At 56.0% G+C, this 13250-nt stretch carries 12 protein-coding genes; 6 read left to right on the forward strand and 6 right to left on the reverse strand.

The window, feature by feature from the left end:
* The first annotated feature begins 2 nt into the window (after nucleotides 1-2).
* Together queA and tgt are read left to right on the forward strand one after the other, a co-directional pair.
* Nucleotides 3-1082, forward strand: coding sequence for a tRNA preQ1(34) S-adenosylmethionine ribosyltransferase-isomerase QueA (gene queA / locus LB462_RS22620; protein ID WP_224512697.1), 1080 nt, complete (start codon nucleotides 3-5; stop codon nucleotides 1080-1082).
* On the forward strand, nucleotides 1079-2212 hold the full coding sequence (tgt, locus tag LB462_RS22625; protein ID WP_224512698.1) for a tRNA guanosine(34) transglycosylase Tgt: 1134 nt from the start codon (nucleotides 1079-1081) through the stop codon (nucleotides 2210-2212). The genes queA and tgt overlap by 4 nt, the downstream gene beginning before the upstream one ends.
* Here tgt and LB462_RS22630 read toward each other — a convergent pair whose 3' ends face one another.
* The gene (locus tag LB462_RS22630) at nucleotides 2213-2791 is read right to left on the reverse strand and encodes a TetR/AcrR family transcriptional regulator (RefSeq protein ID WP_224512700.1); all 579 of its coding nucleotides are present in this window, start codon (nucleotides 2789-2791) and stop codon (nucleotides 2213-2215) included.
* Nucleotides 2792-2949: 158 nt separating this feature from the next.
* Between LB462_RS22630 and LB462_RS22635 the strand changes: the two genes are divergently transcribed.
* Nucleotides 2950-4323, forward strand: a complete 1374-nt coding sequence (locus tag LB462_RS22635) for an efflux RND transporter periplasmic adaptor subunit (protein WP_370637269.1) — start codon at nucleotides 2950-2952, stop codon at nucleotides 4321-4323.
* A complete protein-coding gene (locus LB462_RS22640) occupies nucleotides 4320-7406 on the forward strand; it encodes an efflux RND transporter permease subunit (RefSeq protein ID WP_224512702.1) in 3087 nt (1028 codons plus the stop codon). Before LB462_RS22635 ends, LB462_RS22640 begins: the two co-directional genes overlap by 4 nt.
* A 72-nt stretch (nucleotides 7407-7478) precedes the next feature.
* Here the strand turns inward: LB462_RS22640 and LB462_RS22645 are convergent, their stop codons facing one another.
* The 3 genes from LB462_RS22645 to LB462_RS22655 all read right to left on the reverse strand — a co-directional run bounded on the left by LB462_RS22645 (nucleotide 7479) and on the right by LB462_RS22655 (nucleotide 8587).
* Nucleotides 7479-7733, reverse strand: a complete 255-nt coding sequence (locus LB462_RS22645) for a GlsB/YeaQ/YmgE family stress response membrane protein (protein ID WP_224512704.1) — start codon at nucleotides 7731-7733, stop codon at nucleotides 7479-7481.
* 299 nt (nucleotides 7734-8032) lie between these two features.
* On the reverse strand, nucleotides 8033-8263 hold the full coding sequence (locus LB462_RS22650; RefSeq protein ID WP_112526967.1) for a hypothetical protein: 231 nt from the start codon (nucleotides 8261-8263) through the stop codon (nucleotides 8033-8035).
* A 42-nt stretch (nucleotides 8264-8305) separates the two neighbouring features.
* Entirely contained in the window at nucleotides 8306-8587 is a 282-nt protein-coding gene (locus tag LB462_RS22655) for an FKBP-type peptidyl-prolyl cis-trans isomerase N-terminal domain-containing protein (RefSeq protein WP_224512705.1), read from the reverse strand.
* Nucleotides 8588-8892: 305 nt separating this feature from the next.
* Between LB462_RS22655 and LB462_RS22660 the strand changes: the two genes are divergently transcribed.
* Nucleotides 8893-9609 carry a response regulator gene (locus tag LB462_RS22660; protein ID WP_112526971.1) on the forward strand — a complete coding sequence of 239 codons (717 nt, stop codon included), beginning with the start codon at nucleotides 8893-8895 and terminating at the stop codon, nucleotides 9607-9609.
* Nucleotides 9606-11018 (forward strand): ATP-binding protein, encoded by a 1413-nt coding sequence (locus LB462_RS22665; RefSeq protein ID WP_224512707.1) that lies wholly within the window; start codon nucleotides 9606-9608, stop codon nucleotides 11016-11018. Before LB462_RS22660 ends, LB462_RS22665 begins: the two co-directional genes overlap by 4 nt.
* Before the next feature lie 28 nt (nucleotides 11019-11046).
* On the opposite strand, the gene doeB is transcribed toward LB462_RS22665, so the two are convergent.
* The gene (gene doeB, locus LB462_RS22670) at nucleotides 11047-12051 is read right to left on the reverse strand and encodes a N(2)-acetyl-L-2,4-diaminobutanoate deacetylase DoeB (RefSeq protein WP_224512709.1); all 1005 of its coding nucleotides are present in this window, start codon (nucleotides 12049-12051) and stop codon (nucleotides 11047-11049) included.
* Between the two features lie 8 nt (nucleotides 12052-12059).
* Nucleotides 12060-13241 (reverse strand): ectoine hydrolase DoeA, encoded by a 1182-nt coding sequence (gene doeA / locus LB462_RS22675; RefSeq protein ID WP_224512711.1) that lies wholly within the window; start codon nucleotides 13239-13241, stop codon nucleotides 12060-12062.
* Between the last annotated feature and the right edge of the window lie 9 nt (nucleotides 13242-13250).

Below are 13250 nucleotides of genomic sequence, written 5' to 3' on the forward strand. Positions count from 1 at the left end.
TTATGCGCGTTGATCTTTTCGATTTCGATCTGCCCGAGGAGAGCATCGCATTGAGACCTGCAGAGCCGCGCGATTCAGCGCGGCTTTTGCTTGTGCGGGCAGACGGTTCCGAGTTCGAGAACAGTAGTGTTCGCAATCTCGGTGATTTTCTTAAGCGCGGCGACGCGCTGGTATTCAATGATACCAAAGTGATACCGGCACAGCTTGAAGGTTTTCGTGAGCGCGAGGGTGTGAAAGCGCAAATCGGTGCGACGTTGCACATGCGGACCGGACCTGACCGCTGGAAGGCCTTCCTGCGCCCGGCAAAACGCATCAAGGAGGGGGAGCGGATCGACTTCGGCCATGGTAACAATGCCTGCCTGCTTGGATCGTTGCAGGCAACTGTCACTGAGAAAGGCGATGCCGGCGAAGCGCTGCTGGTTTTCGATTTCAGCGGTGCCGATCTCGATCAGGCAATTGCCGCCGTTGGGCATATTCCGCTGCCGCCTTACATTGCTTCGAAACGTGCAGATGATATTCGTGACCGCGAGGATTATCAGACCGTTTACGCCCGGGAAGAGGGTGCCGTTGCCGCGCCGACTGCTGGGCTGCATTTCACACCTGAACTGCTGGACGATCTGAAGAAACGCGGGATCGAAGAACATTTCGTTACGCTGCATGTGGGGGCGGGCACCTTTCTCCCCGTCAAGGCCGACGATACCGCCGATCACAAGATGCATGCAGAAATCGGCACCGTCGATCAACGCACGGCGGATGCGCTTAACGCCGTCAAGGCACGAGGCGGAAGAATCGTTTCAGTCGGAACGACATCGCTGCGTCTGCTTGAAAGTGCAACGAGCGAAGACGGCGTTATCAAGCCATGGTCGGGCCCGACGGATATTTTCATTACCCCAGGTTATAAGTTTCGTGCAGTCGACATGCTGATGACGAATTTTCATCTCCCGCGCTCGACACTGTTCATGCTGGTTTCGGCCTTCAGCGGTTTCGAACGGATGCATGCGGCCTATGAACATGCCATCAAGAATAACTACCGCTTCTATTCCTATGGCGATGCAAGCCTGTTATGGCGATCCGCATCATGAACGAAAATTTCGAATTCAAACTGATTGCCACGGATGGCCAGGCGCGCCGCGGCGAAATTACAATGCCGCGCGGGACTGTGCGCACTCCGGCTTTCATGCCGGTTGGCACCGGTGGAACAGTCAAGGCCATGTATATGGACCAGGTGCGTGATCTTGGCGCCGATATCATCCTTGGTAATACCTACCATCTGATGTTGAGACCGGGCGCCGAGCGCGTGGCGAAACTTGGCGGATTGCATGAGTTTGCGCGCTGGCAGCCGCCAATCCTGACGGATTCTGGCGGGTTTCAGGTCATGTCGCTGGCACAATTGCGCAAGCTGACTGAAAGCGGCGTGACGTTTCGCTCGCATATCGACGGCCGCGCGTATGAGATGACGCCAGAGCGCTCGATCGAGATCCAAGGGTTGCTGGATTCGGATATCCAGATGCAGCTCGACGAATGCGTGGCCTTGCCATCGACACCGAAAGACATCCAGCGGGCTATGGAATTATCGCTGCGCTGGGCAGAACGCTGCAAGACTGCCTTTGGCAACCAGCCCGGCAAAGCCATGTTCGGCATCGTTCAGGGCGGTGATGTCGCCGATCTGCGTATTCGCTCTGCGCAGGCGCTGAAGAGCATGGATCTGAAAGGCTATGCCGTGGGCGGATTGGCGGTTGGCGAGCCGCAAGACGTTATGCTGGAAATGCTCGACATTACGTGTCCAGAACTTCCGGATGACAAGCCGCGCTATCTCATGGGCGTGGGCACGCCCGACGATATCCTGAAATCGGTGGCACGCGGCATCGATATGTTCGATTGTGTGATGCCGACGCGGGCAGGGCGCCACGGCCTCGCCTTTACCCGGCGCGGCAAGGTCAACCTGCGCAATGCGCGACATGCGGATGATCCGCGTCCTTTGGATGAGGAATCGCCCTGTCCGGCGGCGCGGGACTACAGCCGCGCCTATTTGCATCATCTGGTCAAGTCAGGGGAAGCCCTTGGCGCCATGCTGCTGACATGGAACAATCTTTACTATTACCAGCAACTGATGCAGGGTATTCGCGACGCTATAGAATCGAGCAATTTCAATCGCTTCACGGAAGAAACTCAAGTCGCGTGGGCGCGGGGCGATATACCCCTATTTGCGTGATCAGGCGGTAACGGGCACGTCTGCCGTTTGAGCATCGGCCGGTTCGAACAGGTTCTTCAACCGGTCGATTGCGGCGATCTGTTCGTCTTTACTGAGCAGACCCATCTCGAACAATTTTAGGCTGCGTAGCCCCTCGATCGTCAAAAACACCATCATTGCTAGCGTAGGATCTTCTGCGTTCTCGCGCATACGCTGCAGAAGCTGTTTGTTGTACCGCCGGATTGGCTCAAGAAATCCCGGATCATTGGCGATGGCGGCAAGAATCCCGGAAGGCTCGGGTTCGTTGCAAAGAAACTCTGCCCGATAGACGGCGATGCACGCTAGAACGACGCTGTTAGGACCGTGATTTCGGGCCGCCTCTTCCTTGCGCAGTGATTCGTCAAACTCTGAAACGTGCTGTTCAACGAGTGCTTCGAGCAATTTGGCCTTGGTCGGAAACGTATAGAGCAATCCTCCCTTTGAAAGACCTGCCCGCCGGGCCACGGCATCGAGTGAAAGGTGCACAGGCCCGACTTCCTTGGCGATTTCCGCTGCTGCTTGCAGGATCTTGTCTTTTGTAGAGAGGGTATCACTCGCCATTCCAACGCTTTCGATGTAGGGCATTTATCGCCCGTATTGACATTACCGTCCGGACGGTACAGTACATTGCGCGTGGTCATCAAGTCCACACGATTCACATTCATATGACAGGCTGGCAGACTTTTTGCTGGCCATTGTTTTGTTGGAGCCGCCTTTCCATGATTAAGCGCTACATTGCACCCCTAATCGTTCTAATCCTGGTCGCGGTGATCAGTGGATTGGTGTGGACAAAGGCTCCGGAGTTCAAGGGTTACATACTACCCACGGCAGTCGGAATCCTAGTCTTCGTTGGATTGATCTGGGCGTTGTTCCCCAAGATCAAGCGCTACATGATGCCTGCGATCATTCTAATTCTTGTCGTAGCAGTCGCTGGTGGCCTGGTCTGGTTCAATTTCTTCAGGGACTCGATGATCAAGCAGTTCTTCGCGACCATGCAGCAGCCAGCTGCGCCGGTCTCGACCTATACGGTCAAGCCGGGTGAATGGATGCCTGAGATCGAAGCGATCGGTACGGTAAGCGCGATCCAGGGTGTCGAGCTCTCCGTCGAAGTTGCCGGTATCGTCAAGGATATCCCGTTCAAAGCCAACCAGACGGTCGAGAAGGACGCGCCGCTCCTGCAGCTTGACGACGCGATCGAGAAAGCCGACATTGTTGCCGCTCGGGCGCAAGATGTCCTGATGGATCAGACTCTGGCGCGTGCCCGCACGCTCAATACCCGAGGTGTTGGTGCCGTTTCTGCCGTCGACGAGGCGCAATCTGCATCGCTGGCCAAGAAGGCCGAGATTGCCAAATTGCAGGCCGTTATGGATCAGAAGCTGTTGAAGGCGCCTTTCAAGGGCACGGTCGGCATTCCGCGCATTGAGCTCGGGCAATATCTGCCAATAGGCACGGTGGTCGTTTCCTTGCAGGATCTCACGACGATGCGCGTCGACTTTACAGTCAATGAGCAGGTCCTGAACCAGATCAAGATCGGCCAGCCGATCAAACTTGGCCTGACGGATAATGACATCAACTACGACGGCAAGATCACGGCCATCGAACCCAGAATCGATCCGGCTACAAGACTCGTTTCGGTTCGCGCGCAGGTCGACAATTCCGAGGGAGAATTGCGCCCCGGTCAGTTTTCCCAGGTCCGGGTGACACTGCCGAAGGAAGAAAATGTCTTCACGCTGCCGCAGACGGCGCTCGTTTCGAGCCTCTATGGCGACTATGTCTTCGTTGTTCGTCCTGCTCCGGACGAAAACAAGCCAACGGATCCAGCCAAACCTGCGGATCCGGCAAAGCCAGCTGACGTGACCGCGTCAACACAGCCAGCTGCAGCTGAAAAGAAAGATGAGAAGCTCATCGTCACGCAGGTTTTCGTCAGGCCGGGGCGCCGGTCCGGTCTTGTTGTCGAAATAACCAAAGGTCTCAAAGAGGGCGACGTTATCGTAACGGCGGGCCAAAATCGCTTGAGCCCCGGTGCAGTGGTCAAGATCGCTAATGATGTGAACCCCGCCAGCAAAACAGAGTCAGGACTGCCAACAAAATGAATTTCTCGGAAATATTCATTCGCCGTCCTGTCCTGTCGACGGTTGTCGCTCTGATGATCATCCTGCTCGGCGCGCAGGGACTGGTGAACCTTTCGGTCCGCCAGTACCCTAAGGTCGAGGAGACGGTTATCACCATCAAAACCGCCTATGCCGGCGCCAGTGCCGACCTGATGCAGGGATTCATTTCTGCTCCGATCGCTAAGGCTGTGACCACCACGGAAAACATCGACTATGTGACGTCGTCATCCGCTCCGTCATCGAGCACGGTGACGGTCCAGATGAAGCTTGGCGCAAACCCTGATGCGGCGTTGACCGAGGTCATCTCCAAGGTCAACCAAGTGCGCGGGGATCTGCCGGAAGAAGCCGACGATCCTGTCATCACCAAGGGTACCGGTCAGGACTTCGCTACGATGTATCTGGCCGTGCAAAACCCGAATATGACGAGTGAGCAGATCACCGAATATCTGGAACGCGTTATCCAGCCGCGCATGTCGACCATTCAAGGTGTCGCCGACGCTCAGATCCTGGGTGGTCAGGTGTTCTCGATGCGCGTGTGGATCGATCCGATCAAGCTGGCTGCCCGCAAGACGACTGCATCGGAAGTATTGACGGCGATCAACCAGTCGAATTTCCTGTCTGCGCCGGGCAAGATTGAAAATCTCTATACGGCTTCTCCTATCACGTTGAAGACGACGTTGCAGACGCCTGAGGCTTTTGGCGCGATGCCGATCAAATCTGACGGCGACAACATCATCCGTCTGCGTGATGTGGCACGGGTCGAGCTCGGCGCCGTCAATAAGGACACGATCGTTAGCTTCAATGGAGCCAGTGGTACGTTCCTTGGGATATTCCCGACACCTGCCGCCAACCCCATCGATATGACAGCTGCTGTTCGCAAGGAATTACCATCGATTCAAGCGACCCTGCCCGAAGGCATGCAGCTTTACATGGTTTATGACTCGACGGAGCAGATCAGCTCATCGATCGAAGAAGTGTTCAAGACCATCGGCGAGGCAGTGTTGATCGTTGTTGCCGTGATTCTGCTCTTCCTTGGATCTTTCCGTTCGGTCATCATTCCGGTCGTAACCATCCCTATATCGCTGATTGGCGTGTGCTTCTTCCTGTTTATGCTCGGTTATTCGATCAACCTGCTCTCGCTTCTGGCGATGGTTCTGGCTATCGGTCTCGTCGTCGACGACGCGATTGTGGTCCTGGAGAATATCCACCGGCATATCGAGGAGGGGCTGAGACCGCTTGATGCCGCATTGAAAGGCATGAAGGAAATCACGGGACCCATCGTGGCGATGACTATCACGCTTGCTGCTGTGTTCGCGCCGCTCGGATTTACCGGCGGGCTCACTGGCTCGTTGTTTCGTGAATTCGCGTTCACGCTTGCCGGAGCCGTGATCATCTCCGGTGTAGCCGCCTTGACCGTATCACCGATGATGTGCGCGCTCTTGCTACGGGCAGGCGGACACAGCCGGTTCCAGCGGATTGTTGACCGGAGTTTTGGCTGGCTTGAAGGCGCTTATGAACGGCGCGTTGCGGGCTCGCTCAACTTTCGGTTCGTCACCTTGTTCATTGTTGTCGCACTTGTTGCGTTGACCGGCTTCCTTCTTACCAAGACCAATTCCGAACTTGCTCCTGAAGAGGATTCGGGCGCGCTGTTCGCCATCGTCAACGGTCCGCAATATGCGACATCGCAATACACCAAGCTCTACGCGGATCAGATCGATGCCTTGACCAAGGATTTGCCGGAGTTGAAAACGCGCTTCAATATCCTGGGCTTCGGCACGACGAATTCCGCCTTCGCCATCTGGGTGTTCAAGGATTGGTCCGAGCGCACCAAGTCGCAAGCACAGCTCAAGGCAGAATTGCAGGGCATGATCAGTCCGCTTGCCGGCGTGGAAGCCTTTATCTTTGCGCCGCCGGACTTGCCGGGTACCGGTGGCGGGTTGCCGATTTCCATCATTATCCAGTCGACCGGCCCGGCCGACAAGGTGTTTGAAGTTGCCGAAGAGATCAAGAACAAGGCTCAAGCCTCGGGGCAGTTCATCATCGTGCAAAACTCGCTTTCGTTCAACGCGCCGCAAGTCACGGTCACGATCGATCGCGATCGGGCCTCGGCGTTGGGCGTGCCCGTAAGCGATATTGGCCAGACACTTGGGTTGTTGGTCGGTGGCGGCAAGATCTCGAAATTCGATCGGGATTCCAACAGCTACGACATCATTCCTCAGGTGCCGCAGGACTACAGGTCCAATCTAGAAAATCTGGGCCAGTATTTCGTCAAGAGTGCATCTGGCGAGATGGTGCCGTTGTCGGCGGTCATCAAGGTCACCGAGAACGCTTCGCCAGCCGCCATCGAGCAGTTCAACCAGCTAAACTCGGCGACGATTTCAGCTCTGCCGCTGCCGGGTGTTACGACCGGTCAGGGATTGCAGACGGTTATCAATACGGCCAAACCTTTGATGCCGGATGGGTTCTTCATGGATTATTCGGGGCAATCGCGCCTGGAAATCGAGCAGGGAAGCACGATCCTTATTGCCTTCCTGCTGGCCGTGGTCGTGATCTATCTGGTGCTGGCGGCGCAGTTCGAAAGCTTCCGCGATCCGTTTATCATCATGATGTCGGTCCCGCTTTCGATCTTCGGTGCGATCGTACCGCTCAACCTGGGGCTGGGTACACTCAACATCTACACGCAGGTTGGTCTGATCACACTCGTGGGGCTGATTACCAAACACGGTATTCTGATGGTGGAATTTGCCAATCAGCAGCGTGAACTGCACGGTATATCGCGGCATGACGCGATCATCCTTGCGGCAAAGACCCGGCTTCGTCCGATTCTGATGACGACTGCGGCCATGGCTCTCGGTGTTATACCGCTCATCACAGCCACTGGTGCGGGTGCCGCAGCGCGCTATTCGATCGGTCTGGTGATTTTCTCCGGCATTCTTGTCGGGACAGTCTTCACCCTCTTCGTGGTACCGATGTTCTACACCTTCATTTCCAAGAAGGATGTAAAAGCTGAAGCAACGGCGATTCCCGTTGGGAGAGGTGCTGCTCCGCAGGTTAGCCATACCTAGCGAAGGGGATCTTTAAGCCAAACAAAAAGCCTCCGAACTGTCAGTTCGGAGGCTTTTTTGTATCGACTGAAATCAGGCCCGTTTAACGGCGCGAAGGATAAAGAGAAGAATGACCGCTCCGATCGTTGCGGCGATAATTGCGCCTATGATGCCGCTGCCGAGCGAGATGCCGAGCCTCGGAAAAAGATATCCTGCGATAAAAGCACCGACAACGCCGACCAACAGGTCACCCACGAGGCCAAAACCACCACCGCGCACGAGCTGGCTGGCGAGCCATCCCGCTATCAACCCCACCAAAAGAAAAATAAGAAGACTTTCTCCGCCCATAGCCAATTCTCCATAAACCGGTTTGCCGGAGTACAATCCCGAGAGGACTGTGCTCCATTCAACTTTAGTGCGTCCGATTTGAACGCACGGCACAGTAAGATGGTCCACCGGCCCCGGATTCTTGATCCATGCATGGCCAAGAGAATCACCAGGTTGATTTTACGATGGGATGCGGGATTTGAATAACGAAAGTTTACAAACGAAATTTAGACTTTGGCATTACCAAAGAACTATGCCGGCTATGGCTTCCCACGAACCGGCACAGTGTCTGCTTCAATCTGATCTCTTGCTTGCAGAAATTATTGTGCAGGAGCAGGAGCAGTTGACTCAGCAGGCTTTACGGCCTTCTTCTTGGCGGACATCTTGTGCACCTTCTTAACAGGCTTGTGAGCCTTTTTCACGGTTGTCGTCGTATCCGGGGTAGTTGCCGTTGTTGCAGCAGGGGCGGCGTTGGCACTGGAAGCGATAACCGGAGCCGAAACAGCGAGGGCAACGGCGAGACCGAGAGCTGTATAGAGGGACTTTTTCATTGGTCAGTTTCCTTTCGATGCGGGCCTGTGTGATACAGTCGGTCAGTCGTCAACCGGCTGCACACCAAGCAGCTTCAAAGCCTGGGCATACGATCTGATCCCCTGCGCCTGCTTGTTGCTTGCGCAGAACCTCGTTCCCGTTTTCTGAAGTGCTTTCGCCTTGGCTGCCCGTTTTGCCTCGGCGTGTTCCGTAATTGCGTGTTGAACTTGTTGCTGGAGTTTGCCGCACAACTCTGTGCGGGTGAGTGTCTCTGCTGCCATTGACTGCTCGATTGGTGCGATGGATACGATCGCACCGGTCAGGACGATTGTCGAAATGGTCAATATGTTCCGCATAAGAGCCATTTGAGTTACGAAGAAATCCTGTTTCGACCAGTCAACCACGAGTTGACGGGCTTTTATCGGACTTGAGTGTTGCCTGAGTTTTTCTGATTTGTGGTGTTTTGTTTCTGGATTGTAACAAGACGCGAAACGACAGAATTTTGCCCGGTTCGCCAGTCATTTCATGTTGCAGGTTTGCTCTCCGGTCCAAAGAATTACATGGCTTCCACAATGGATCGTGCGTAAAAACAACGGGTTGAACCGCGCCTCATGGCTGGGCGCAAAACGATCGCCATCAGGAATTAAGCATGAAATCTGAAGCGCATATTCTGATTGTCGATGACGACGAAGCCATTCGCGATCTCCTGCATGAATTTTTGAAGAAGCGGGGAATGCATGTTTCGGTTGCACGGGACAGCGAGGAAATGCAGGAAGTGCTTTCCCGCACACCTATAGATCTTCTCATTCTGGATGTGATGCTGCCTGGCAAAAGCGGTATGGAAATTTGCAGGGATATCCGGATGCACTCCCGTATCCCGATCATCATGCTGACTGCTGTCACAGAAACCACTGACCGGGTGGTCGGGCTTGAAATGGGCGCGGACGATTACGTCTCCAAGCCGTTCGATCCGAGGGAATTACTGGCGCGGGTCAGGGCAGTGCTGCGCCGTCTCGATACGTCCGGTCCTGACCGGCGCCTCGAACCTACGGTCTACAAATTCGCCGGCTGGACTATGGACTGCTCGCGGCGGCGGCTTGTGTCTCCAGATGCAGTGCGCGTGGAACTGACGACGGCAGAATTCAATCTTCTGGAAACATTGGTCAAAAGCGCCCAGCGCATGTTGAGCCGCGACCAGCTGCTGGAATTGGTCGGCAACAACGCAGCCTATGGTTATGACCGAAGCATCGATATTTTGATCAGCCGTCTGCGCCGCAAGATGGAAGATGATTCCCGTTCGCCGAAATTGATCCTGACGATCCGCGGCGGTGGCTATCAATTCGTTCCCGAAGTCAGCGCGGAATGAAACGGTTTCTGCCCCAGTCGCTGCCAAGCTGGATCCTGCTCATCCTGATTGCCAGCCTGCTCACGACACAGGTTGCAACATTATCGATCGTCTCTCGTGATCGTGCCGAAAACAACAATGTGCTCGAACTGTTTCGCTTGAGCGAACGCGCTTATACGCTCGTCAAGGTGCTCTATTCCGCACAGCCATCCGAGCGATCAATTCTCGCGAGCGCTTTGTCGAACACTGCCAACCCTCTCTCCATGTCCGACGAGCCGGCTGTGACATCGGCCATTGCTTCGGACGATAGTCTTGCTGAGCTCGAAGATGTGCTGGTTGCACGATTGTCCGCATTCGGAGTGACCGACGCCCGGATTCGCCGCGTGTCGAACCGGCCACCTAGCAGTCCTGCGACAAGCCCCAGTGCACCTGATCCCGATGTCGGCATTGTAGAGCGCCAGCTTTCTGACATTGCAGAGGATTTCAGCCAGAGTGACGGGCTCGCGGCCTCGATCAAGTTCAAGGATGGCCAATGGCTGAACTTCGTCACGCCGATTGCGCCGGAGCCTCCGATCTTTACTGCGCAGACGCTGCCTCTGTTTGGCTCTGTTGCCGCGGTGGTCATTGCAATGTCGATCTGGGCGATGCGCCGGTTGACGGCGCCATATCGAGCACTTGAGAGAGCGGTCAAACGCATCGGCGACGATGTAAAATCGCCGCCACTCCCCGAATTTGGCAGCAGCGAGTATAAATCGGCAGCGCGAGCGGTAAACACCATGCAGGCGCAATTGAGGGAATATGTGGCCGACCGTGAGCAGCTTGCTGCCGCACTGGCGCACGATCTGCGCACGCCGTTGACCCGCATTCGCCTGCGCCTCGAACTGTTGCGGAAATCGCCGTTGCGCCAATCTCTCACACACGATCTGAACGATATCGAAGCCATATCCCGATCCGTTATCGATTTTGCTACCTATGAAATCGTCGATGAAGAACAGGAGAAGATCGACTTCTGGTCGTTGGTTGACTCGGTTGCCGATGGTTTTCAGCAGGCCTCATTCGACAAAACCAGCCATGCGTCGCGCGGGCTGATCTGCATGGGCCGTCCGATCGCGCTGCGGCGCTGTGTAACAAACCTCGTTAACAACGCGGTGACCTACGGCGAAAAGGCCCATATCAGCCTCACGCAGAGTGGGGCCGACATTTTGCTTACGATCCGAGACGAAGGGCCAGGCATCCCACAGGCCAAGCTCGACGAGGTGTTCCAGCCGTTCCGGCGGGTCGAAGGCTCCCGTAACCGGGAGACTGGTGGATTTGGTCTGGGCCTGACCATCGCGCGCAATATCGCGCGACGCAGCGGCGGTGATATCACGCTCGCAAATGACGCAGACGGCGGCCTAAGAGCCGAATTGCGGATTCCGCGCGCGGTTTGATGCAGTGCGCCGAAACGCGGTTGGAAATTCAGTCGACAGTGCCTACAACTGCCACACAGTCACCCGGTTTGACCAAGCCCGGAAAATGCCGTGCGGCAAGGAGCCCGGTGAGCTTCGTCCGGATTTCGGTTGGAGCCGCGCCGGTGCGGCCAATTGGATGGATGCGAGCGATCACTTGCCCTTCCTTAACAAAGTCGCCGAGATCGACCATCGTTTCGATCAGCCCTTGATCCTCCGCAAAGGAGAAGCAGTCGCCTGATGGCATATCGAGCCAGAGCGTGTCGCGGTGGTCAATATTACCGCTGACGATGCCCGCATGGCGCAAGACATTCATCGCCCCCCGTTTGGCGATGGCAACTGTTTCGGCGCGGGCCGTACCGCCGCCGCCAAGTTCGGTGGTGACGAAGACCTTGCCCATTTCCTCCACCGTCGTGTCATACATGCCGACCGCGTCGATTTCGAGCATGCGCATCGACCATGGTGCCGAGAATGCCTTGACGGCATCGAAGCCTTTGGCCTCCTGCACTTTGTCAGGCAGGATATGGGCGGCCGCGAAGGGTACGAAATCGAGTGTCCTGCCACCGGAATGGAAATCGAGCACGACATCAGCACGTGGCAACAATTCGCGGGTGAAATAATCGGCGATCTTCTGGGTTACCGTGCCATCCGGTTTTCCCGGGTAGCTGCGATTCATGTTGCCCTTGTCGATCGGCGACGTGCGCGTGCCGGCGCGAAACGCCGGATAATTCATCGCCGGAACGATGATGACCGTACCGCTGACCTTGCCGACGTCGAGCGTGCGGGCAAGGTCAAAGAGAGCGATCGGTCCTTCATATTCATCGCCGTGATTACCGCCAGTCAGTAGCGCCGTCGGCCCGTTGCCATTACGGATGACTGCGATGGGTATCATGACAGACCCCCAGGCGGAATCATCGCGGCTATAAGGCAGGCGCAGAAAGCCGTGCTGCACGCCTTGCTTGTCCAGATCGACGGTAGGTGTGATGGGCGACGGCCGCTGGGTTTTTGACTGCATGACGGGCCTCAGTTCTTGACGAAAAGCTTGCGCGGCACATTGGCAAGGCATTCGACACCGGTGTCGGTGATCAGGATGCTTTCGGTGATCTCAAGTCCCATCGTTTCGAGCCACAGCCCGGTCATGAAATGGAACGTCATGCCTGGCTTGAGTTCGGTCCTGTCGCCCGGACGCAGGCTCATTGTGCGCTCGCCCCAATCCGGCGGATAGGAAATGCCGATCGGATAGCCGGTGCGATTGTCCTTGACGATGCCGTATTTCTTCAAGACGCCAAAGAACGCATTGGCGATATCCTCGCAGGCATTGCCGGGCTTTGCCGCAGCGAGACCGGCTTCCATGCCTTCGAGCGTGGCTTTCTCAGCGTCAAGAAATTCCTGCGTGGGTTTGCCCAGAAATACGGTGCGCGACAGGGGAACGTGGTAGCGGTTGTAGCACCCGGCGATCTCGAAAAACGTACCTTCGCCAACTCTCATCGGCTTGTCGTCCCATGTAAGGTGGGGCGCCGAGGCGTCTGCGCCCGAAGGAAGCAGCGGCACGATAGCGGGATAATCACCGCCGAAATCATCGGTTCCGCGAATTCCTGCGTCATAGATCTCCGCAACCAGATCGCATTTGCGCATGTCCGGCTCGATTTTGTCGACGATGCGCTGATGCATAAGCTCAACGATGCGCGCTGCCTTGCGCATATATTCAATCTCAGTCGGGCTTTTCACGGCGCGCTGCCAGTTGACGAGCGCAGTGCCATCAACGAAGCGGGCATTCGGCAGATGTTTCTGCAAGGATGCGAATGCAGCGGCGGAAAACCAGTAGTTGTCCATCTCGACCGCGATGGTCAGCTTGTCCCAACCACGCTCGGTAATGATTTTGGACAGATAATCCATAGGATGGCGTTCGGTGGACTGGACATAGTTATCCGGATAACCAACGATGTTGTCGTTGGAGAGATAAGCCGTGCGCTTCGCGCCGTTGGCATCCTGGCCGCGGCCATACCAGATCGGTTCGCCTTCCGGCGGTACCAACACGGCCTGGTGCACATAGAAAGACCAGCCATCATATCCCGTCAGCCACGCCATATTGGAGGGATCGCTGCAGATCAGAAGATCAATGCCGCGCTTTTGCATTGCCGCGCGGGTCTTCTGCAATCTTTCGGCGAATTCCTGCCGCGTGAATTTGAGATTTGGCTCTGTCATATCCGTTTC

Origin of the sequence: Phyllobacterium chamaecytisi (assembly GCF_020164455.1) — a bacterium.
Lineage (GTDB): Bacteria > Pseudomonadota > Alphaproteobacteria > Rhizobiales > Rhizobiaceae > Phyllobacterium > Phyllobacterium chamaecytisi.